General features: G+C 58.8%; 22 protein-coding genes and 1 riboswitch. Of the genes, 7 read left to right on the plus strand and 15 right to left on the minus strand.

Annotated elements, in window-relative coordinates; genetic code table 11:
* Positions 1–92: 92 nt before the first annotated feature.
* Positions 93–692: a DedA family protein gene (locus H522_RS0103335; protein ID WP_026961220.1), complete on the minus strand. Its 600-nt coding sequence runs from the start codon at positions 690–692 to the stop codon at positions 93–95.
* A gap of 155 nt (positions 693–847) precedes the next feature.
* Between H522_RS0103335 and H522_RS17315 the strand changes: the two genes are divergently transcribed.
* Entirely contained in the window at positions 848–1051 is a 204-nt protein-coding gene (locus H522_RS17315; protein WP_035452345.1) for a hypothetical protein, read from the plus strand.
* 177 nt (positions 1052–1228) lie between these two features.
* Positions 1229–1417: a hypothetical protein gene (locus H522_RS0103345; RefSeq protein ID WP_026961221.1), complete on the plus strand. Its 189-nt coding sequence runs from the start codon at positions 1229–1231 to the stop codon at positions 1415–1417.
* 45 nt (positions 1418–1462) lie between these two features.
* On the opposite strand, the gene H522_RS0103350 is transcribed toward H522_RS0103345, so the two are convergent.
* Complete coding sequence (locus H522_RS0103350) at positions 1463–1780, minus strand: hypothetical protein (protein ID WP_026961222.1); 318 nt, start codon at positions 1778–1780, stop codon at positions 1463–1465.
* A 705-nt stretch (positions 1781–2485) separates the two neighbouring features.
* Between H522_RS0103350 and H522_RS0103355 the strand changes: the two genes are divergently transcribed.
* Complete coding sequence (locus H522_RS0103355; RefSeq protein WP_026961223.1) at positions 2486–3424, plus strand: GNAT family N-acetyltransferase; 939 nt, start codon at positions 2486–2488, stop codon at positions 3422–3424.
* 92 nt (positions 3425–3516) lie between these two features.
* Here the strand turns inward: H522_RS0103355 and H522_RS0103360 are convergent, their stop codons facing one another.
* From H522_RS0103360 to H522_RS0103420, 13 genes are all read right to left on the minus strand, one after another.
* Entirely contained in the window at positions 3517–4992 is a 1476-nt protein-coding gene (locus tag H522_RS0103360; protein ID WP_026961224.1) for a potassium/proton antiporter, read from the minus strand.
* A gap of 79 nt (positions 4993–5071) precedes the next feature.
* Entirely contained in the window at positions 5072–6808 is a 1737-nt protein-coding gene (locus H522_RS0103365; protein WP_245577996.1) for a cobyric acid synthase, read from the minus strand.
* Positions 6809–6810: 2 nt separating this feature from the next.
* A complete protein-coding gene (gene cobS / locus H522_RS17320; RefSeq protein WP_245578002.1) occupies positions 6811–7596 on the minus strand; it encodes an adenosylcobinamide-GDP ribazoletransferase in 786 nt (261 codons plus the stop codon).
* Between the two features lie 97 nt (positions 7597–7693).
* Complete coding sequence (gene cobU, locus H522_RS0103375; RefSeq protein ID WP_026961226.1) at positions 7694–8239, minus strand: bifunctional adenosylcobinamide kinase/adenosylcobinamide-phosphate guanylyltransferase; 546 nt, start codon at positions 8237–8239, stop codon at positions 7694–7696.
* The gene (locus H522_RS17325; RefSeq protein ID WP_245577997.1) at positions 8236–9069 is read right to left on the minus strand and encodes an ABC transporter ATP-binding protein; all 834 of its coding nucleotides are present in this window, start codon (positions 9067–9069) and stop codon (positions 8236–8238) included. Before H522_RS17325 ends, cobU begins: the two co-directional genes overlap by 4 nt.
* Positions 9066–10091 carry a FecCD family ABC transporter permease gene (locus tag H522_RS0103385; RefSeq protein ID WP_026961227.1) on the minus strand — a complete coding sequence of 342 codons (1026 nt, stop codon included), beginning with the start codon at positions 10089–10091 and terminating at the stop codon, positions 9066–9068. The genes H522_RS17325 and H522_RS0103385 overlap by 4 nt, the downstream gene beginning before the upstream one ends.
* Complete coding sequence (locus tag H522_RS0103390) at positions 10088–11212, minus strand: ABC transporter substrate-binding protein (RefSeq protein ID WP_245577999.1); 1125 nt, start codon at positions 11210–11212, stop codon at positions 10088–10090. Before H522_RS0103390 ends, H522_RS0103385 begins: the two co-directional genes overlap by 4 nt.
* 20 nt (positions 11213–11232) lie before the next feature.
* Positions 11233–11417: riboswitch (cobalamin riboswitch) on the minus strand.
* Positions 11418–11456: 39 nt separating this feature from the next.
* Complete coding sequence (locus H522_RS17330; RefSeq protein ID WP_081411829.1) at positions 11457–12119, minus strand: cob(I)yrinic acid a,c-diamide adenosyltransferase; 663 nt, start codon at positions 12117–12119, stop codon at positions 11457–11459.
* 33 nt (positions 12120–12152) lie between these two features.
* Positions 12153–12629, minus strand: coding sequence for a flavin reductase family protein (locus tag H522_RS0103400; protein WP_026961229.1), 477 nt, complete (start codon positions 12627–12629; stop codon positions 12153–12155).
* Between the two features lie 196 nt (positions 12630–12825).
* On the minus strand, positions 12826–13068 hold the full coding sequence (locus H522_RS17335) for a hypothetical protein (RefSeq protein ID WP_026961230.1): 243 nt from the start codon (positions 13066–13068) through the stop codon (positions 12826–12828).
* Positions 13069–13081: 13 nt separating this feature from the next.
* Complete coding sequence (locus tag H522_RS0103410) at positions 13082–14689, minus strand: sodium:solute symporter family protein (protein WP_026961231.1); 1608 nt, start codon at positions 14687–14689, stop codon at positions 13082–13084.
* 263 nt (positions 14690–14952) lie between these two features.
* A complete protein-coding gene (gene cobT, locus H522_RS0103415; protein WP_026961232.1) occupies positions 14953–16014 on the minus strand; it encodes a nicotinate-nucleotide--dimethylbenzimidazole phosphoribosyltransferase in 1062 nt (353 codons plus the stop codon).
* A gap of 23 nt (positions 16015–16037) precedes the next feature.
* A complete protein-coding gene (locus H522_RS0103420; protein ID WP_026961233.1) occupies positions 16038–16775 on the minus strand; it encodes an iron-containing redox enzyme family protein in 738 nt (245 codons plus the stop codon).
* A gap of 360 nt (positions 16776–17135) precedes the next feature.
* Here H522_RS0103420 and H522_RS21710 point away from each other — a divergent pair, with 360 nt between their 5' ends.
* The 4 genes from H522_RS21710 (at position 17136) to H522_RS17345 (ending at position 20607) form a co-directional block, all read left to right on the plus strand.
* Positions 17136–17342, plus strand: a complete 207-nt coding sequence (locus tag H522_RS21710) for a hypothetical protein (RefSeq protein WP_026961234.1) — start codon at positions 17136–17138, stop codon at positions 17340–17342.
* Positions 17339–17983: a molybdopterin-guanine dinucleotide biosynthesis protein B gene (locus H522_RS0103435; RefSeq protein ID WP_026961235.1), complete on the plus strand. Its 645-nt coding sequence runs from the start codon at positions 17339–17341 to the stop codon at positions 17981–17983. The genes H522_RS21710 and H522_RS0103435 overlap by 4 nt, the downstream gene beginning before the upstream one ends.
* Positions 17961–19214: a molybdopterin molybdotransferase MoeA gene (locus tag H522_RS17340; protein WP_051343781.1), complete on the plus strand. Its 1254-nt coding sequence runs from the start codon at positions 17961–17963 to the stop codon at positions 19212–19214. Before H522_RS0103435 ends, H522_RS17340 begins: the two co-directional genes overlap by 23 nt.
* Positions 19215–19281: 67 nt before the next feature.
* Positions 19282–20607, plus strand: coding sequence for an ammonium transporter (locus H522_RS17345; protein ID WP_081411832.1), 1326 nt, complete (start codon positions 19282–19284; stop codon positions 20605–20607).
* The last annotated feature ends 40 nt before the right edge of the window (positions 20608–20647 follow it).

Genomic DNA, 20647 nt, shown 5'->3' on the forward strand with positions numbered 1-20647 from the left:
ATTCGTTGGCTATCGACAGAACATGGGCACAACTCTCACAATGATTCCATCGGGTAGGTATAGTATGCAGCACCATCTTAAAATTAGAAAGATCAGCGGGAGGCCGTTCGTCGATACACCCGCCACCCGATAAAGCAGATGACTAACACCCCAGCGACGACCAACACCAGGTATAAATGCCGGTCAACCCATACATGATACCGTGCCCACTCAAGGCCCAGAGTCCGCCCAAGGATGATAAACACGCCGGACCAAATGCACGCCCCCAGCACGTTATACATACTGAATCGGGGCATGGACATTCGCTCAATCCCCGCTACATACGGAACCAAGACCCGAATACCGGCAAGAAACTTCGAACCAAGCACAATCCATCCTTGATACCGGTTGAATTGCTCTCCAGCTGCATTCAAACGGTCTTGGGTGATGCCGACATAACGACCATAACGTAAAATGACCGGCCGACCCAGGTAACGGCCAAGCCCGTACGCTACACTTGACCCGACAATATTCCCTGCCGCCGCCGACGTCCATAGCGGCAACAGACGAAATACCCCGTGGGTCCACTCGATGCCAGCGACAGTAAGTGTCGTTTCGGCGGGAAAAGGGATGCCAATCGGCTCGAATAATAAGATGAAAAAGACCCCGAAATAGCCGTACTGGTGCAACCAGCCTTGAATATCAATGTGCACGTGAACTCTCCTGAAATTTTATCGCTTGGATGCAAAGCCCTTATCAGTCTGACGCGAAAACGGATAGGCCATACCTGAGCGGATAATTCTCGATTCTTCACCCATGCTAAGGGTGGCATGAGGTTCATGCCGCACAAACCAAAGGAGGGATTCAGATGCCACAACTCAGCGCACAGCAGCAACAGCAACTACAGCAGCTACAACAGGCGGTTCAACAGGCCCAACAAGCTGTCCAGCAGGCCCAGCAAAACACCAATCCGCAACAACTCCAACAGGCTCAGCAGCGGCTGCAACAAGCCCAGCAGGCAATGCAACAGGCGCAAGCGACGGCCAAGCAACAAAATCACATGTTTGAATAAATCGGTGACACGGTCACTTACTTTCATTTCAAAAACCGTTGAGCCGGAGGTGCTGCCGATGTCGCAGGGCAGACTCACGTCGCGGCTGTGCAGACCCCATTTGCATGAGACAGTCTGTGATCCGCCATGCTAAGACCCATACGTCCCTGTTCTAGAACAAGTGGACACCCGGAAATTATGAAGGAATCACCGAATACTCGTCGATCCGATGGCGACACCAAGAAACCCCGGCCATCCAAGCCTTCGATGGCCCCAGGAGATACGGACGCTTTAGAAGCGGACGCCACACGAGAAGAAGTGGTGCGCGGGAATTACACGCCGGTCACCAAACTGGTCTGGGACGAATACGATGAAAGCCCCCGCTAAATGGCTGCGGCTAGGCAGCTATGGTATCGGCAAAACACGGGTGCGCTAGTGGCGCACCCGTCCCGCCTGGTCCACCGGACACCACCTGCCGCCGATGAGGAAACCGCCGGTTTCCTCGATATACGACAAAAATTCGGGATGCTCCTCGCGAATCCGGTTCAATACATCGGCCTCAATGGTATACGAGTCCGACGTGCGAAAGGCCCCAAAACCGAAATCTTTGCGATGCCCATTATACAGAAGGTACCCTTGTCGAGGCACCTCCTCTACCCTTTCTCTGCCTTCGAAATCCGTGTCCACGAAATCCTTGAACTCAAAATGGACCAATTTCTCCAACACTTCCTGTGGGTCCTGCGCCTGCATCAGTACGCCGCCTCCTTGTTTGATCCCGGTCTGTTGGCACCCCCTATTGGACATTTGCCAACAACCCTGCATCCCACAGATGAATACCGTTGATGATATACACCTCTTGTGCTTGGTGTTCAGATCGACCGAGAAAGGTGGATAGAGATGAAACTGGACACCTTCATCAAATTGGGGTCACTCGCTTTCCATGTGGCACAAGACGAAAAGGTACGTGAGCTGGTGAAGATTGCTCACCAAGGAGCGAAGCGCCGCGGACTCTTTGCACCACCACCCCCTCCCCCTACGCCAGCACAACGCCCGCATATTCCGTTTGCGCCCATAAGCCTCCATGACCACTCCCTCTACTGGCGTCCTTAAACGAGGTGCCGGAAACAGAACGGGCCGTTAGACAGCCTACCCCTTAGCGGCCCGTCGTCGCAAACGCCTCGTCCGCAACTTCATCCAGCGTCCACCCCTTCCCCCGCACGTCTTTGTAGACCACGTAGTCAGGTCGGAACTCAGCCGGAAATTCCCGGTTCCACCCTCACCCCCATCCACCGTGATAAAATCGGGCCGCATCCCTGTAACAAGTACAATGTTCACGAAACGCCCACGCCTTATGCCTGGCTGTAAGGACTGACGGGGAACCTATGAGAAAATCCATGCGGGGTTTCGTGATAGAATGAAGCTCGACGATACCGACCAAGGGGAGAAAAGGATACGATGCCGATTATGCCCAGCGACGATTGGGAACTTCTGAATGTGACTGCAGCTCCGGCCGTGGAGTCCCTGGCAGCTCGCTTGGGATGGGCGTTCCGCCGTCAACAAACCGTCTCCCTGCTCCAGGCGGGCTGGGTGATTGGCCTTCGCCGCAACACCCAACTCCTGGCGACCGCAGCCGTCTTCCATTACGATGAAGCCTGGGCCTCCCTGGGTATGGTCATGGTCGATCCGGACGTACAAAGGCAGGGGATTGGTCGGCGTTTGGTCTCTGCATGCCTGGAACGGGTACGAGACCATACCCAGTGTATATCGCTGGTCTCCACGGCGGCCGGCTACCCGCTCTATCAATCCCTCGGGTTTGAAACGCTGGATACGGTGTATCGATACCAGCTGCGTCTGGAGAAGGTCACGGAGAACGGGGCTGGGTCTACCGCCCGTCACCGGCTCGGTACCGCACCCCATGCGGACCACGCACGCCACACGACTCGCTGTGTCTGTCTTCGTGAGGAACAGTGGACCGACTTGGTCGACCTCGACCGTATCGCAGTCGGCGCGAATCGGTCGCGCCTGTATATCTCGTCCATAGAGGCAACCCCTGATTCCACACCGACGCGGTCGCAGACGGCCCTCGGTTCCTTCGCTCCCGACGGCAGGCTCTCCGGAGTCGCACTCGTCACAGCCAAACCAGGCGCCCTGGCCGTTGGCCCGCTCATCGCCGCCTCCCTGCCCGAGGCCTTGGCCCTGCTGAGTGCGGTTCAGCGCGTGACCCATGGGGTGCTCCGCATCGACGTGCCCGGTAGTCAAACGGCGTTCCGACACGCGCTTGAACAGACTGGGTGGCAACTAGTCATGCACTCGCCCTTGATGACCTGGCATGGCACTCCCTTACCCGGACAGCGGCACCTGCTCTACGGATTGCTCGATCCCGCCCTCGGCTAGGCGGGCAGCCTGGAGCTTCTGCGGCAAACATATACGGATGCAAAACACCCGTTGCACAAAGGGTTGCGCGTTGGGACATGTTGTCGCGGTGATTACGGGAGAAATTGGGGATTACCCACGTATTCCTGCTCGAACAAACGCCGCAAATCCGGAACGTGGTGCCTGTCGGAGAGGATCAACAGATGGTCGTTCGCCTTAAGGCGGGTCGCCCCACGCGGAACAAGCACGCTCTCTCCCCGAACGACGGCATAGCAGAGGGTGTTCGGTGGAAATGGAACCTCGACCATCTTCTTGTTCACCAGCTGGGAATCCGGCGTAATCTCTACCGGCAGTACAATCGCGTTCTCACGGGCGATGGCGACGAGCTCAAACAGACCTTCGGAGGGAGACGGATCGAACAAATCCAGGCGCTTAGCAAACGGAACCACCGTCAAGCCCTGCACCAAGGTGGATGCTAGTACGACAAAGAAGACCGCATCGAACATCGTTTCCGGAGTATAGACCGGCGCCAGCATCGCGGTCAAGATGAGGACAATGGGCACCGCTCCGCGCAGGCCAGCCCAACTGAGGAACACCTTTTCCCGCCAATCGAGCCCCATGCCGAGCGTGGACAACCAGACTGCGGTGGGCCTTGCCACAAACAGCGCCCCGACCGCCAGACCCAATCCAGGCAGGACAATGTGCGCCACACCCGCTGGATGAAGCTGCAGGCCCAAAACGACAAACATCAGGATGTGCATGGTCCACGATACGCCTTCGTGGAAGCGGAGGATGCTGTAACGGTGCTCCAAACGGTGATTGGCCATCCAGACAGACGCCGCGTAGACGGCTAAAAAACCGCTGCCGTGGGCCAAATCGGCCACCGCGAAGGCCAGCAAGGCAAACGCTAAGGACAAGGTCGGATAGAGCCCACCCGTATCCAGTTTGATGCGCTGGTTGACGAACGAGCCCACATACCCCATCGCAATGCCAGCCGCTAAGCCCACCAGCATCTGCAAACTGAACAGGACGATGACGTGCAAGGTCGCCTGACCGACCGATCCGATGCCGCTTTCCGCCCATTGAATCAGGATGATGGTGAGAAAGAACGCCATCGGGTCGTTCGTACCCGATTCCACCTCCAGGATATCGACCAAACGGCGCCGGAGTGCCGCCCCGCCAAGAATCGAAAACACAGAGGCGGCGTCGGTCGAACTGACCGCAACCCCCACCAAGGCGGCGGCATAAAACGGCAGATGGAGCAAGCCTGCGGCCAGTACGGTCATAATGGCCGAGCTGATGATCACGCCCAGTGTCGCCAGCGAGAGGGACGGAGCCCAAGCATTACGGATACGGTTCCACGAGGTGTGCAGACCCCCCTCAAACAAGATGAGAATCAGTGCGACATAACCGAGGTACTGAGCGAGGTGTGCGCTAATCCGCGGGGCAATGTCGAATCCATGCGGACCGATGAGGACCCCAATCAACACGAAGCCAATCAACGCGGGAAACCCGATGCGCGCGTTCACGCGGGCTGAACATACGCCTGCAACCAGAACCAATGCCAAAACAAGTAATCCGACTTCCATATTCCACCTCCTCAAAGGCAGTGAACGCCACACCACGTCTAGATTGTCCAATTACGTCTACAACGGCAAGTCCCGATGTTTACCGTAAACATTGATAAATCAAGTCCATACGAATGTGTCTCCGCACCACCGCGGCCAGCCGATTCAGCGCCGCCTCCCGCGCCTCGTCGACCGTGACCGAGGCAGGGGTGTATGGGATACCCTGAGCAGCGCAGATTTCGCGCAGCCATGCCCGCCGAAACTCGTCGTTGTGCAGGATGCCGTGCAAATACGTGCCAATCACACGCCCATCCAGTGTGATGCAACCTTCCTCCTTGCGATGCGCATCGTCTCGAACCCACGTCTGGGCAAACGGCCGCACCGCCCCATCCCGAGTCTGGTTCGCTTCGTCGTCCACCTGGCTTTGACCCATATGAATCTCATACCCGCGCACCCGAATGCCGGCAAACCGCCCCAACAATTCCCCGGACACCTGCACGGTCCGCTTGCTTTGTCCGATTTGTGTCGTCATGGGGAGTACGCCGAGTCCCGGCTCACAAACCGTACCACCCTCGATGCGGTGCGGATCGGCCACTTGCGTCCCCAGCATTTGAAATCCACCGCAAATCCCCAGCAGCCATCCGCCCGCCTCGACATGACGCCGAAGCGCCGAGAAGAACCCCTGCTCGCGGAGCCAAGCCAAATCCAATAGCGTGCTCTTCGTTCCAGGTAACACCACCGCCGCCGCATCCGCCAATTCCGATGCGTGTCGGCAATAGCACACCTCCACCTGCGGTTCGAGAAACAAGGGGTCAAAGTCCGTAAAATTCGCGATGTGTGGAAGCTGGATGATGGCCACCCGTACACGCCTGACCCCATCCGTGGAGTCATCTCCCGTCTGGCTGCGATAGCGGGGTGAAGTCAAGGACACCGAATCCTCTTCATCAATGGTGAGGTCTTCGATGTAAGGGATAACGCCGACGACCGGGATGCCGGTGTGTTGTTCCAACCAGCGCACCCCCTCTTCAAATAAACCAGGGTTGCCGCGGAAACGGTTGATAAGGATGCCCTTCACCCGCGCACGCTCGGACGGGTCGAGCAGCTGTAGTGTCCCGACAATCGCGGCAAAGACGCCGCCGCGATCAATATCCGCCACCAACAGCACATCCGCATCCGCCATGGCGGCGGTGCGAAAGTTTGCGATGTCGCGCGACTTGAGATTGACTTCCACCGGACTCCCCGCGCCCTCAATGACAATCACCTGGTGGCGCTCGGCCAGGTACGCATAGCTCTCCTCTACGGCTTGCCACAAGGCGGTTTTCTCATCCGTGAAGTACGCCCGGGCGCTTACCGAGCCATAGACCTGTCCCTGCAGGACAATTTGGCTGGCCTGGCTTCCGGTCGGCTTGAGTAACACCGGGTTCATGTGTTCGTTGGCTGGGATGCCGCACGCCTCGGCCTGAACCGCCTGCGCCCTGCCGATTTCCCGCCCAGACGGGGTGACCGCCGAGTTGAGCGCCATGTTCTGCGCCTTGAAGGGAGCCACGTCCCAACCGTCCTGACGCAAAATCCGACACAGCGCCGTCGCCAATACACTCTTGCCGACGTTGGACGCGGTGCCGACCAACATCAGGCTCTTCGCTCGCCCTCGAGCAGGTTGGGCACTGGAAACGGTTTTGGGCTCTCGCAAACCATGCTCCAAGACACCCATCGCAGCCTGCCACAGGCGTTCATTGTCGTCACGCCTACGGATGGCGCTAAAGTCGATGATATCCTCGGGATGCAGCCCGGTTTGCTCAAGGTAGTCCAACAGGCGCCCCCCATGTTCATCCTGCATCTTCAGCCCTCCCCGGCCAACAGCGCCACTGCCATCAACCACAGAAGTGTTTCGGTGATTTCGTGTAGCGCACCGTATGTATCTCCCGTCATTCCGCCAAAGCGTCGGCGCATCCAGGCGCTGAACCCCGCGGCAATGAACAATGTCCATATGGCCGCCAACAACACCTGCCCTACGGGCAATACCGCCACACCCAAGGTCAACGTGCAGACACTCCCCAACAACAGCACCCCGATTGGCACGCGCCCGGCAAACACTGCGCCAAGGCCCTGACCTGGCTGAGCCGGTGGCGCCATACGCATCGACCAGATCATCCCTAGGCGCGAGAGCATGGGCGCCCAGCACAACCACGCCGCTTGAGACCAGGCCAACGGGTTATGAATGTGAAACGACGCGGGCACGGAACTGAGGCAGGTGAACTTTATGAGCAGCAAGCAGACCCCAAACACCACGCCAACGGCTCCCGATCGGCTGTCCTTCATGATGGCCAACGCCTCCTTCTGCGGACGGCGGGAGGCAAGACCATCCACCGTATCCATCCAGCCGTCGACGTGCAGAGCGCCGGTGCTTGCCGTGTACAAGGCGAGTGCCACGCCCGCACTGGGGCCTGTAGGCAGCCAGGCCTCTAAGCCCGCGTCGACCATCCAGAGGAACACACCGAGGACGAACCCAACCAAGGGTACAAACGCCATACTCCAGTGAATCTCGGTTTCCTGTACATCGCGAATGCGCGGTGCAGGCCAAACCGTGGCAAACTGCCAGGCAAGAATCAGACAGCGTAGAACCACCAACAGACTGCGCCCCCAAACATAACAAGGCCGCGAGCACATTCGTCGCCCCATCCAGATGCCGTAGTTGCCACCCACGCGTTTCCGGTCCATGGCCCTAGCGTGGCGCGTCCGTGGCCCCTTTGACGGGCACAGGGATGCCGGCGACCATCCAAACGACTTCATCCGCAACCGCAGCGACGTTTTGATTCAGCCAGCCTAGCCAATCTCGATACAACCGTGATAAGTGATCCCCGGGCACAATCCCTGCCCCCACCTCATTGCTAACCAAAATCGCCCTTCCTTCCCCACGCTTCAGTGCATCCGTCAACGCCGTCACTCTCTGCAGGTAGGTGTCTTCGCTGCAGCCGACGTAGAGCCAGTTGTTCAGGAGTAGCGAGAGGCAATCGACGAGAATCAAATCATGGGCTGTGGCGCGGGCTAACACAGGGGCTATATCCATCGGTTCCTCAAGGGTACGCCAGGCGGACGGTCGCGCCTCTCGGTGGCGACGAATCCGATCCGCCATCTCGTCATCGGTGACCTCTGCCGTCGCCACGTACGTAACCGAAAGCTCGTGAGTGGCCGCGAGTTGACGGGCCCGTGTTTCGGCGTAGCCGCTCTTGCCGCTGCGTGCCCCGCCGAGCACAAACACGGATTTCATACGCCCCCCCCTTTTGATATCCCGGCATTGACGCCAGACCGTGCGAAGTCCCCGGCCAGGGACCGGTGATAGGTGAAACGGAGATGCTGCGAATGCGGGTCGGCAAACACGTCGGCTTCCACGCGGAAGACGTCACGGAGAGCATCCGGGGTGAGGACCTCGATTGGATGCCCCGTCGCATACACACGCCCTTCCCATAAAATCATCAATTCCGTGCAATAGCGGGCTGCAAACTCCAGGTGATGAATGGCCAGGATGACGAGTCGCCCGTCTGCGGCCAATTCCCGCAGTCGCTCGAGCATATCCAGCTGGTAATACACGTCCAGATTGGAGATGGGTTCATCCAGCACAAGAATCGGGCTTTCCTGGGCCAGACAACGGGCCACGCCCGCCCGCTGCCGTTCCCCCCCGGACAGTCGAAAGAGCGGGACGCACTCGTATTCGGTGAGGCCCATGCGCTGGATGGATGCGTGGACGACTCGCCAGCCGTGCGCCCCCAAACCGCCAAACGGGCTGCGGTGGGCGTAGCGGCCCATCTCCACAAATTCACGCACCGTGAACGGACAGTCCTCCGGTTGCTGCTGCGGCAGGTAAGCCAAGTACCTGGCGCGCTCTTTGGCTGTGAATGTGGATAACGACCTGCCGTTCAAGACCACACCGCCCCTGGAAGCCGGCCAGATCCCTGCTAACAGCCGCAGCAGGGTGGACTTGCCGGCCCCGTTGGGGCCGACGATGCCAACCACCTGACCTCCCCGCCAAGTGGCCGATACACCGGAGAGCACCGGTTGAAAACCGAGGTTCTTCAGCTCCAGACGTACTTCCTGGTTCACTGTCTGGACCCCCGTTCAAACGCTTTATAGTGGCGGCGCAGCAGGTAAAGAAAAAACGGCGCCCCCAGACACGATGTCACCACGCCCACGTTCAATTCCACCGGCTGCAAGGCCATGCGTCCCAAAAGATCCGCCAGCGCCAGCAAAATTCCGCCGCCCAGGGCAGAGGCCGGCAAGAGCACGCGGTGCCGAGGTCCTACCCACATGCGGATTAAGTGCGGGACAATCAACCCGACAAACGCAATGACCCCGCTGACACTGACACACGCCCCGACGACCAGGGCGGACATCGCAAACAAAATCTGCTTGATGGTCTGAATGGGGACGCCAAGCCCTTCCGCTTGCTCTTCCCCGATGGAGAGAATATCGAGCGCCTGGGCCTGCCACCCGTAAACCGCGAGTCCAGCGAAGACGAACACGAGGACCATCCATACGCTCGTCCAGGTGGTGCCGTCCAGTCCCCCCATGAGCCAGAACATCATCTCCTGCATGGTTTGCAACGGAACTAGAGATAACAGCAGCATCACCATCGCGCTGCAGAATGAACTGACGGCCACCCCCGCCAACAGTAATGCGTAGATGGCCGTCCTTCCTTGCAGGGTCGCGAGACGATAGATGACATACACGACAACCAGCCCGCTGAGAAAGGCCCCAACGGGCGTCGCCCAGACGTTCAGCTTGGCCAGTCCGACTTGAATCGTCAACACGGCGCCCAGCGAAGCGCCGCTGGAGACCCCAATGACGGCCGGATCGGCCATCGAATTGCGAAACACCGCCTGCAGGACCGCGCCGGTCGAGGCGAGACCCGCCCCGACCAGTATCGCCACCAGGGCGCGCGGCCAGCGAATCGCGCCCATCACCACCGCGTCCCCGCTGCGAACCCCGTGCAAATAGGCGAGCGTATCCGGAATGAGCTTAGCGACCGGAATCGACATTGGCCCAATGGAAACCTCCATGGCTGTGGCTATCACCAAGGCGGCAGCCAGTGCGCACAAGGCCAGGCGGGTGGAAGGGTGCCTCATGGCGTCGGCAGCGTGACCTGGGGCAGGTTCGCGTCCGGATACATCGCGTGGGCCACGTCCCAAACCCCTTTCACCACGTATTGCGAAACACTCGAAAGGTCCGCCCCATTAATCGCGTACACACGATGATTTTTGACGGCCGAGACAGTCTGCAGCTTAGGATCGTGGAGAATTTTTTGTATGAACGCTTTATCATCCGAAGAGTCGATGATGACGTCCGGGTTCATCTTGACGATTTCTTCATCGGTCACTTTCGCCCACCCGTTCAGCTTCGCGGCCGCGTTGATGCCGCCGGCATCCACAATCATATCATTCACTGTGGTTTGGTTGCCCGCCGCAAAGCCGTAGGAGCTGTAGTCGAGTACACTGAGCTTCTTTTCGTTCTTAACCGCCTGGTGAATCCCGGACAAGTTCTGCTTCATCGCGCTGACCAAACGGTTGGCCTTCGCCGGCTCGCCGACCAGTTTGCCGACGACCCCAATGTTGCGCTCAATGTCGGCTATCGAATTGAAATTGTTAAATTCGTAGGCTGGAACGCTTGCTTGTTCAATCTGCTGGACCGCCCCCGGCTTCGTGTAAGAAGCCAACAGCACGAGGTCGGGCTTCGCCGCCAAAATCTTTTCCACGTCGCTCGCGGCATCGGAAATCGCCGGAATGCCTTTTACCTGCGCACGGACATTCGAGTAATTCGGATTGCTCGCCTGAGACGTCACCATCGCAATCCGCTTTTTCGGGACCAGTGCCGTCAGAATTTCATCCGTACCTTCGGTGGCGGAAACAATGTGCTGAGGCTGCTTGGCAAGGGTCAATTTATGTCCCGCATCGTCGGTCAAGGTGAGTGGATAATGGACCGTGGTCGATCCGCCCGTGGATGACGGAGTCGTTGGCTTCGCAGTGGAATGGTCTTTTGCGGTGTTGGATGCACTTTGCGTGCCGCACGCTGCGGTCAACAAGGCGACCGCCGTCACGGCAGAAATCCAAACCAGCTTTTGTTTCATTGTGGAACCCTCCATCCGTATCGTCTGGAGCGTCCCCTTCTGAGTCGTTTGCGAGTGGGCATAGAAAAACTCCGCCTCTCGGCAGAGTTCACGCACGAGGTCTACGAGACCCTGTCGGCGCACTCAACCTCTCCTCGAAGGTTCAGCTCGCATGCCCTTGGGCAGGTCTCCTGGCTTTCAGCAACCTACGGTGGACGCCTTCCCGCGAAACCATCGCAGTGGCGCCCACCCCATAACACTGATTACAGTGGCGGGACCGCACCGGACTTACACCGGTTTCCCTATTCTCCCTGCGTGATGGCAGGGCACCCAAGGCGCAAGGTGATAGTTTGTTCTTCGGAATTGTACCGAACCGGCCGATAAGGTGTCAATTCTCAGCTGCGGCGGAAGACGCGCCCCCTGGACCGGCCGATTTCTCGGACGGGGTGGCCGGTTTGTCGGTTGAACGCGCGGCCGATTTCTCGGGCGAATGGAAGACGTGTCCACTGTGCTCATACACCACATCCTGCACATGCCGTCTCGCATTGACCGCGCGCGCAAGGACAAACAGCAAATCGGAGAGCCGATTGAGGTAGCGGAGGGCAGGCTGATGAATCTCCTCCTGCTGCATGAGCGCGACTGCGCGGCGCTCCGCCCGGCGAACCACCGTGCAGGCCACATGCAAGGCGGCCGCGGCCGTGTCGCCGCCGCGAATGATAAACTGTGTGAGTTTTTCGGCCTCCGCTTGATAGTGGTCAATCGCAGGCTCCAAGTCAGCCGCCGCGGTATCCGGGGTCCGGTAGGCAAAACCCGCATCCGCAGGCGCCGCCAAGTCCGCTCCCACATCCCACAGACGCTGCTGCACCCCGGCCAAAAGATCGAGGATATCCTGCTCTTGCTCGGGCCGTAGATAGCTAGCGGCCAGGCCAAGAAAGGCACCCGCTTCATCGACGGCCCCGTAGGCCTCCACGCGCACGTCGGACTTGAACCGGCGCCTGCGGCCAATCAAGGTGGTCTGTCCCCTATCCCCACCGCGCGTGTAAATTCGCATGGGTGTGAAATCCTCCCGCTGTGTGGTGGGGTGTCAACCGCCGTAGAATAACCCCAACTCGCCGAGGGTCAACGGCTTGCCCTCGCGATGGACACCGGCGTCGATGACCTCCCCAACCACCAGGACATGATCTCCGCGGTCGTTATGATCGACCACCTTGCACTCAAACCAGGACAAGGCGTCCTTGAGGATGGGACTGCCGGTGGTCGCCGTATAAAACTCGATATCGCCAAACTTATTGCCCACGCGGGAAACCGGTTTGAAGAACGTGAACGCCAGGTCTTTCTGGCCACTCTCCAGCACATTGACCGAAAACACCCCGCTTTGCAGGATGCCATCGCATGAGCTGGTGCCCTTTTTCACGCCGAGAGCTACGAGCGGCGGAGTAAACGAGGTCTGGGTTAACCAGTTGCCCGTAAACGCATTCACATCATCGCCAACCTTCGTGCCAATCACGTACAATCCGTAGGTAATCCCTCGCAGGGCCGTCTTCTTGGCTTGCTCGTCCATACCTGATTCACCTTCTCCCAGTTTTTGAGCTGCAGAAAACCACATCCCCATCTTCGCGCGGATGCCGGAAAATTGCAAGCGCCGCCCGAAGCCCGGGTGGCGCCGCAACTGTAGACCACATCTCTCATGATAGCTCACGGTCCCAAGTCTTTCACGTGAATCGGCGGCTTTATATGCCTCTCACGAAATCAACCACTCAATCGTCAAACCCGTGTGGTTCCGGTTCCGTCGGACGCGGGGGACGGAACGACGCCACGAGAAACAGGACGCCGACAATGAGTACCAGCAAGCCCCACCAAAGATCCAGGTTCAGTGGAACATCTGCAAGTTTCGGATGCGCCACGAGACCGTAGACGGTGATGATGAGGCCATCGAACGTCAGGAGAACGCCAATCAGTCGACGTAAATCGAGAAACCCGGTCTGGGACGATTTCTCCATTCCCTGTCACCCCTTACCAGAAGATGATATCGAGCACGATGAACATCGCCAGCGAAATGCACCCCAGAACACCTGGGCGTTTATACCACGGGTAGCCCTTGTAGGAACGATACTTGGTGACCCCATAGACCAACCCTTTGAGTTCTTCCTCCGATTTGGGCTTCGTGATAAGGCTGACCAAGACGCAGACGACCGTCGTTACCACCCACACCCACCAGGCGCGCCAGAAGTTGCCGGCGTTCGGCGTGGCGAAGTGGAACGGCAGGAAGAAGTAAAAGATGAACGCGAACGCAATCCCGGACACCAAGCCCCAGAATGCACCCCATCCGGTTGTCCGTTTCCAGAACATGCCGAGCAAAAACACGCCAAAAATCGGGGCGTTAAAGAACGAGAACAAGGTCTGCATGTAGTCCATAATGCTCGGAAAACCAGCCGCGATGTACGAGGTGGCAATCGAAATCAGCACACCGGCGACCGTTGCCATACGCCCCATCCACAGATAGTGGGCGTCGGACGCGTCTTTCTTGAAGTAGGCCTGGTAGATGTCATAAGTCCAAACCGTGGAGAACGCCGTGATGTTACCGGCCTGACCACTCATAAAGCTGGCCATCATAGCCGTAATGCCAAGACCAATCATGCCCACCGGATAGTACTTCGCCATCAAGAGCGGGAAAGCCAGGTTATAGCTAGTCCCGTCGTGGCCAATGTGTGGGAAGACCGCCAAGGCAATCAGACCCACGACGACGCTGATGAACGGGATGAACATTTTGATGAACGACGCGTAAATCGGTGTCACCTGAGCGGCACGCATACTGTTGGCCGCAAATGTCCGTTGGACAACCAGAAAGTCGGTGGTCCAATAGGCAAACGAAGTGACGAAACCAAGCCCGAGCACGACCGCAACCCAGTTCGCACCCAAAGAGTTATGCGCGGTGCCAAGCCCTGCCCAGACGTGCGCAAAATCGCTCGGCACGCGCTGGACGATGCCGTTCCATCCGCCCAGGTTGTGCATGCCAATCAGCGTAACCGGTAACAGTCCTAAGACAATTAAGAAAAACTGCGTAACTTCGTTGAAAATCGAAGAGGTCAGGCCGCCGAGAAACACGTACACAAGGACAATCGCCGCGGATACCCAAATGCTTGTGTTGAGGGACCACCCAACCAGCGTCTGGAACAAAATCGCCATCGAATACAAACCGATACCAGAGACGAGAATCGTCATCACCGCGAAGGCGGCTGCGTTGACGCCCCGCGTAGCCTCGTTAAAGCGCAGCTTCAGGTATTCCGGCACCGAACGCGCGCGAGACGCGTAATAAAACGGCATCATGTACAGGCCCATGAAGACCATCGCCGGAATCGCACCAATCCAATAAAAGTGCGTCTGTGTCATCCCGTACTCGGCACCGCCGGCGCTCATGCCGATAATTTCGGTCGAGCCCAGGTTCGCAGACATAAACGCAATACCGGTAATCCATGCCGGCAGAGATCGTCCGGACAGAAAGAAGTCCTCGCCCGTAACCGTCTGTCGACGCAGTAAGAAGCCAACCGCAATCACAAAAACAAAGTAGGCCACGACGATAATGTAATCGATCCCGGATGGATGAAAGAGGGCGTGGCTCATCGTGTCATCACACTCCTATCTTCACTGGACATAGCTATCGAAGCGATTTGTACGTACATCCAATTAATACCCTTAACTCCATTTATAAGGATTTTTCCTCCTCCTTTTTCCAATAAACCATCGAAACATCGCGAAACAATTGTTATTGTAACGGATTCATCAACCGCTTTCAACATAAATCAACACGCCGGCTGCGAATTCAGTCGGCGCGCCTCTAATCTTCCTTAATTATTTGTACGTACATTTCCCAAGAAAGTTTGGTTTCACCACTCTACCGATGGCCCACTCACTCCGGCGCTGCTGAATGTGGCAGTGTTTCGAAACACGCTGAGCGCACTTTCGATGAGCGGCCAGGCCAACAGCCCACCTGAAGCCTCTCCCAGGCGCAGATTGAGGTCCAACAACGGTTCAATTCCGAGCCTCTGAAGAACGAGACGGTGTCCCGGCTCTGCGGAAACGTGGGATGCAATCAAATAATCCCGGGTATGTGGGGCGAGCCTGCAAGCCCATAACGCGGCCACACCGGTCATTAACCCATCCAACAGGATGGGCATGCGTTGGGCCGCGGCCGCCAGTATGGCGCCAGACAACGCGGCGATTTCGAACCCCCCAAAACAAGCCAGAATCTCCCACGGGTCGGAAGCCGACTGGTTGGCGGCAATCGCCCGCTCAATCACCTTAACCTTATGCGCGCGTTGCGCATCCGAGATGCCCGTACCGGCCCCCGTCACCTCTGCGGGCGTCCACTCCCCCAGCACAGCCGCCATTGCCGCTGCAGCGGTCGTATTGGCAATCCCCATCTCACCCACCAGCAGAAACCTTCTTCCCGCTTGGGAGGCCGCCATCACTCGCTCGATCCCTACCCGCACGGCTGCCTCCGCGTCGGCTTTCGTCATGGCAGGTCCATGGACAAAGTTGTTTGTTCCCGGGCGCACCTTGCACGACACCACGCGCGGATGTCGAATGGTTTGCTTGACCCCGACATCCACGACCTCCAGGGGAATGCCGTGCTGACGGGCCAAGACGCTACTTACCGCCCCGCCTTCAGCGATATTTATGACCATTTGCTCCGTGACCTCCTGTGGGTAGGCGGAGACCCCTTCGGCAGCCACCCCGTGGTCCGCTGCAAACAGCAGGCAGACCGGCGACAAATCGGCGACATCCAGCGACCCCATGACCGCAGCCAAGCGGATCGTCAGCGCCTCCAGTCGCCCCAGGCTGCCAGGCGGTTTGGTCAACAACTCCAGATGCGTCTCCACCCGCTGCGCCGCCGCCTCGGAACCTGGCGCAACAGCGGCCACCACGTCGGCGATTGCAAAGCTCATCTCTCTACCTCCAGGGACGCTCCTCACGCCTGCTTGAGCGCCAGCATTTCTTCGTGTAGTCCTTGATACATTTTGGCCTCCGATAAAGCAATCTCGCGGCCAACCTGGAACATCTCCCGCAGTTCCTCCGGCTCTTGGTACTGTACCAAGATGTCCCGACACAGCTGGTAGTGGCGTGGCTCATGCTCGTCGGCATGGATTTCCCAAAACCGTACATCAATTTTTCGATCCCGATTGTACACCGGATGGCTGAATCCCTCTCCGATGGCCTGCATCACACGCCCGGCAAACATCTCCGAACCGAGACCGACTGCGGCCATCGCCGCGAGCGGAGAAGCATCGCGAAAGAAGTCAATGAACGTATCGATGGCCCGTTTGACGACCGCCGACATCGGTTCCTGCGGGATGCCGCGCTCGTCCAAAGCGACGTCCGGATCGACCGAGAGCAAAAACGTCTTGTACAACTGCTCGTGGGAATGGCCTGGCCGCCCGCGTCCGGCTTCATCCCACAAGTTGTCTGCCAGCGGCACCCACCACGTGTCCAACGGCTCCATAGCCGAAATCGCGGCTCCCAGCACGCGTGGAAAATGGCGGGAGTAATAGCTGTATTGAATCGCGAAATGCCGAAGTTGATAGGAGTGGTAGCGCCCATCCCGCAGCCACGTCAAGAACGGCGCGGCAAAAAACGCCTCCGTCACCACGTCGTCGATTGCCTGTTCGACATCCTGATAGCTCGTCAAACGCTCGAGCACGCGTTCCACTTGCATTTCTCCTGTCACTCCCCATTCTTCGCCAAGCTTGATCCTTGCTGTGGGATAGATACGCTCCCCCCACCTCGTCCTTTACTCTACACCACGTAGACGGCGAGACACCAACGCGGGTGTAACGCCGGCATAATCTTAGGCGAATTGGGAAACATTTTCCTTACGAAAATCCAATTCTTGGCATGGAACTAGAAAACCCAAATGCCGTCCATCCGAATGGCGCAGATTGAGCAGTCCGCGTACATCCTGCCGAAGACGGCAGGATTTTGGCGTAGCAACGTCGAAATATCTTCTGTTTTCAAGCTCGAGACGATATCCTTGGTATCCCAGTTGCAGTTACAAGGGGAGTCATGGTGAATGAAGAAAAAGAGTTCGTTTCTCCGTTCCGGAGTCCTGACAGCGTTAGCTGCGTGCTTATTGACCGTCGGCCGCGGCGCCGCCAGCAAGCAGGGGACGAACGGAACCGGAGGCGCTGCATCCACCTTTCAGGTGGGGCTCGGGGCGGATACGGTCGGGCTGAACGTGTGGCGGTTGCGCTATCTCGGGGTCATCCTCCAGCGATGACGACAGAGCCGCTCATCCTCGCCCTCGTCGGCCCTCAGGGCAGTGGCAAGACACACCTCGCCGCCCAATTAATTGCGGCCTGGACACGCCGTGGTTTGCACGTGGTGGCCATCAAACACGATGGCCACCTGCAGCCCCGCGCGCCGGACGACTGGGAGAAGGCCGAATCCGATACGGCCACGTATGTTCAACACGGGGCCGTCGGGACGCTGTTGACCGGCGGCGGGCGCACGCTGTGGCGCGATATGCGCGATCCGGCCGCCGACGACCTGTGGTCGCTTTGTCGACGCCTCATCGCAAGGACGAGAGAGCACCGGCAGCCTCTGGATGTCATCCTGGTCGAAGGGTTTAAGTTCACACCGGTACCGAAAGTGGTGGTTTTACGTCGCCCGGCGGACGTCGACTGGTTCCGTGGCGTCTCCTTGGCCAATCTGCGGGCCATCGTGGCGCCGAATCATCTCAACCTCTCGGCCCTAGGGATAGGGGGACCTGTGTATCGCGACGGAGAAGCGGAAAAACTCGCCGCCGACGTCGTGTCCGGCCGTCTAGGCAACCTGCGGTTGTCTCGGGTTCTCGACACATTCGGAAACACGAATGAAGACGAAGGGGGGCTGCACCATGCCGAAGATGTTGACACTTGACGAGGCTTTTCTTCACTTGCGGGACATGGGTCGCCCCGTGTGCATAGAATCGGTTGCGATTGATCAAGCAATCGGGCGTGTCACCTCCCAAGCGGTGAGGGCGCGTACGTCGGTGCCCCCGTTTGCCCGCGCCATGATGGACGGATACGCCGTGAAGGCCGCGGACGCCGCTCGTCGTGGAAACCGTCTGCAGCGCATCGGTGTGGTCATGGCCGGACAAGGGGCAGATTTTGCATTGCAGGAGGGGCAGGCGGTACGCATTATGACCGGCGCTCCTCTGCCGCCAGGAGCAGACAGCGTGCTGCGGTTTGAATGGTGCGAAGAACAAGGGGACGTGATTACCGTCTTGCGCCCGATTGAAAAAGGAGAATCGGTGCAGCCGGCCGGGGACGATGCGGCCGCCGGCGAGGTCATCGTCCCCTCGGGCACGCGCCTAAGTGGCCGACACCTGGCCGCTTGCCGGGGCTTTGGGGTAACCACGGTGCCGGCCGCGGTTCCCCCGACCGTGGCCGTCCTTGTCACCGGGAGTGAACTGATGGATAACCCTCTGCAACCCCTGGGTCCCGGACAGATTTACTCGAGTAACGACGCCTTTCTGCGCGCTGCCCTTGCAGAGGACGGGGCCAAGGTCGTTTGGGTACGCACCATCCGGGACGATCCTCGTGTGCTAAAACAAGCCATTCAGGACGCGCTCGGAATCGACTACCTCGTGCTCAGCGGGGGTGTCTCCAAGGGAGACGCGGATTTTGTCCCGAATATCCTCGCCGAACTGGGACTCGAGCCCATCCTCGAGAAAGTCTGGATGCGCCCGGGCACCCCACTCGTGGCCGGACGACTTGAGAACACATGCGTATTTGCACTATCTGGAAACCCTGCCGCCTGCTTTATCCAATTCGAAGTCCTCGTCCGGCCTGCCATTCGCCACACCCTCGGCTGGGAGGATAGACCCTTCCCAGCATCCGGTATACTCACGCACCCACTTCACCTCAAACCGGTGAAACACACACGTGTCCTGCGGGCGCATGCCTGGATTGACGCTGGACGTGTGCAAGTCGATGCACAAACCGCACAGTCCCCGGGCGTCCTGTCCACCCTCGCCCAGGCCAACTGTCTCATCCGCATGGACGACGCAGACGCAGCCCCAGGAACCTGCGTTCCCCTACGCTGGCTCGATAGCCCAGTCCCAAGTCAAGCAAACGGTTACATTCATCCACTGTGTAAGGATTCCTGACAAAACCCCTTCTCATCTCGGACACCTCCGCCCATAATCATAATAAAGAAAAACCTGGAGGGTGGAGATGTCGATGGGGAACTCCTTGGTGATGGGCCTCAACACGGTCTGGGTTGTGCTGACCGCCTCCATGATTTTCTTCATGGAAGGCGGCTTTGCCCTCCTGGAAGCCGGACTGATTCGCTCCAAGAACCATGTATCCATCATCATGAAGGTCTTCGTCGACCTCATCTTCGGCGTACTCGCGTATTTTGTCGTCGGCTTCGGTCTAATGTTCGGCCGTGATGCGGCAGGACTCGTGGGCACCAGCGGATTCTCGCTCACCGGCACGCTGTTACACCTGCCGACAACCATTCCTCATGACACCTTTTGGCTGTTTCAAGCCGCGTTCGCCGTTGCCGCCGTCAGCATCGTCAGTGGCGCCGTCGCTGAACGCATGAATTTCAAAGCCTACCTCCTGCTTGCCGTCCTAATGACGGCGGTCATCTATCCGGTCTCCGGACACTGGGTCTGGGGAGCCGGGGGTTGGCTCAACCAACTGGGGATGCGCGACTTTGCCGGTTCGGCCACCATTCACGCTATGGCCGGGTGTTCCGCCCTCGTCGCGGCGCGCGCCATTGGCCCACGGGTCGGTAAGTTTGATGAACAGGGACGGGCGAATTCGTTCCACGCCAGCAGCATTCCGTTGGCCGCGATTGGCACGTTCGTCCTTTGGTTTGGCTGGTTTGGCTTTAACGCGGGCAGCACGTTAAACGCGGAGGCTTCCGATATCTCGCAGATTGCCGTCAACACCTTGCTCGCCTCCATCGCCGGGGGCGCCAGCGCTCTGTTGTACAGCCTGTTTGTATCCGACAAGGCGGACGTCCTCGCCACCATCAATGGTGTGCTCGCTGGGCTGGTCGCCATCACCGCTGGATGCGCCTACGTCGGATCCGGAGCGGCGCTGTTGATTGGCGGTTGTGCTGGCATCCTGATGCTCTGGGCCACCCAATGGGTCGATGGTCTCCATGTGGACGATCCGGTCGGTGCAGTCGCTGTTCATGGGGCCGGCGGAATCTTTGGCACGCTCATGGTGGGCTTGTTTGCAGAGCACGGCGGCTTGCTCTACGGCGGGGGATTGCGGCTGTTCGCGGTGCAAGCCCTTGGTGCGGCAGCGGTCTGCGTCTGGGGAGCCGTTTCCACCTTTGGCGCCTTAAAGCTTGTCGCGCGCGTCGTGCCGCTTCGAGTCAGCCTCGCGGAGGAAGAATTGGGACTCGACCTGAGTCATCACGGGATTTCCGCCACCCATGTCGACTGGGGCCATGCTGCGGCGCGGCAGGTCAAGGGCGGACCGAGGTCGTACGTGGCATCACCTGCGGCCCCCCTTGTCCATCCGGCAGGTAGGGAATCGTAATCCGCGGTGCCTGCCGAACGCGCGCAGCGCTCGCGCCGCG

This window comes from Alicyclobacillus herbarius DSM 13609, from assembly GCF_000430585.1.
Classification (GTDB): Bacteria; Bacillota; Bacilli; order Alicyclobacillales; family Alicyclobacillaceae; genus Alicyclobacillus_G; species Alicyclobacillus_G herbarius.

Excerpts from the sequence above, each read along its gene's own strand:
- H522_RS17330 (WP_081411829.1), bottom strand. The coding sequence starts at position 12,119 with ATGCGAATTTACACGCGCGGTGGGGATAGGGGACAGACCACCTTGATT.
- H522_RS17315 (WP_035452345.1), top strand. The coding sequence starts at position 848 with ATGCCACAACTCAGCGCACAGCAGCAACAGCAACTACAGCAGCTACAA.
- H522_RS0103350 (WP_026961222.1), bottom strand. The coding sequence starts at position 1,780 with ATGCAGGCGCAGGACCCACAGGAAGTGTTGGAGAAATTGGTCCATTTT.
- H522_RS17345 (WP_081411832.1), top strand. The coding sequence starts at position 19,282 with ATGTCGATGGGGAACTCCTTGGTGATGGGCCTCAACACGGTCTGGGTT.
- cobU (WP_026961226.1), bottom strand. The coding sequence starts at position 8,239 with ATGAAATCCGTGTTTGTGCTCGGCGGGGCACGCAGCGGCAAGAGCGGC.
- H522_RS17340 (WP_051343781.1), top strand. The coding sequence starts at position 17,961 with ATGCCGAAGATGTTGACACTTGACGAGGCTTTTCTTCACTTGCGGGAC.
- H522_RS0103410 (WP_026961231.1), bottom strand. The coding sequence starts at position 14,689 with ATGAGCCACGCCCTCTTTCATCCATCCGGGATCGATTACATTATCGTC.
- H522_RS17335 (WP_026961230.1), bottom strand. The coding sequence starts at position 13,068 with ATGGAGAAATCGTCCCAGACCGGGTTTCTCGATTTACGTCGACTGATT.
- H522_RS0103435 (WP_026961235.1), top strand. The coding sequence starts at position 17,339 with ATGACGACAGAGCCGCTCATCCTCGCCCTCGTCGGCCCTCAGGGCAGT.
- H522_RS0103345 (WP_026961221.1), top strand. The coding sequence starts at position 1,229 with ATGAAGGAATCACCGAATACTCGTCGATCCGATGGCGACACCAAGAAA.
- H522_RS0103355 (WP_026961223.1), top strand. The coding sequence starts at position 2,486 with ATGCCGATTATGCCCAGCGACGATTGGGAACTTCTGAATGTGACTGCA.
- H522_RS21710 (WP_026961234.1), top strand. The coding sequence starts at position 17,136 with ATGAAGAAAAAGAGTTCGTTTCTCCGTTCCGGAGTCCTGACAGCGTTA.
- cobT (WP_026961232.1), bottom strand. The coding sequence starts at position 16,014 with ATGAGCTTTGCAATCGCCGACGTGGTGGCCGCTGTTGCGCCAGGTTCC.
- H522_RS0103400 (WP_026961229.1), bottom strand. The coding sequence starts at position 12,629 with ATGGACGAGCAAGCCAAGAAGACGGCCCTGCGAGGGATTACCTACGGA.
- H522_RS0103365 (WP_245577996.1), bottom strand. The coding sequence starts at position 6,808 with ATGCAGGATGAACATGGGGGGCGCCTGTTGGACTACCTTGAGCAAACC.
- H522_RS0103385 (WP_026961227.1), bottom strand. The coding sequence starts at position 10,091 with ATGAGGCACCCTTCCACCCGCCTGGCCTTGTGCGCACTGGCTGCCGCC.
- H522_RS0103360 (WP_026961224.1), bottom strand. The coding sequence starts at position 4,992 with ATGGAAGTCGGATTACTTGTTTTGGCATTGGTTCTGGTTGCAGGCGTA.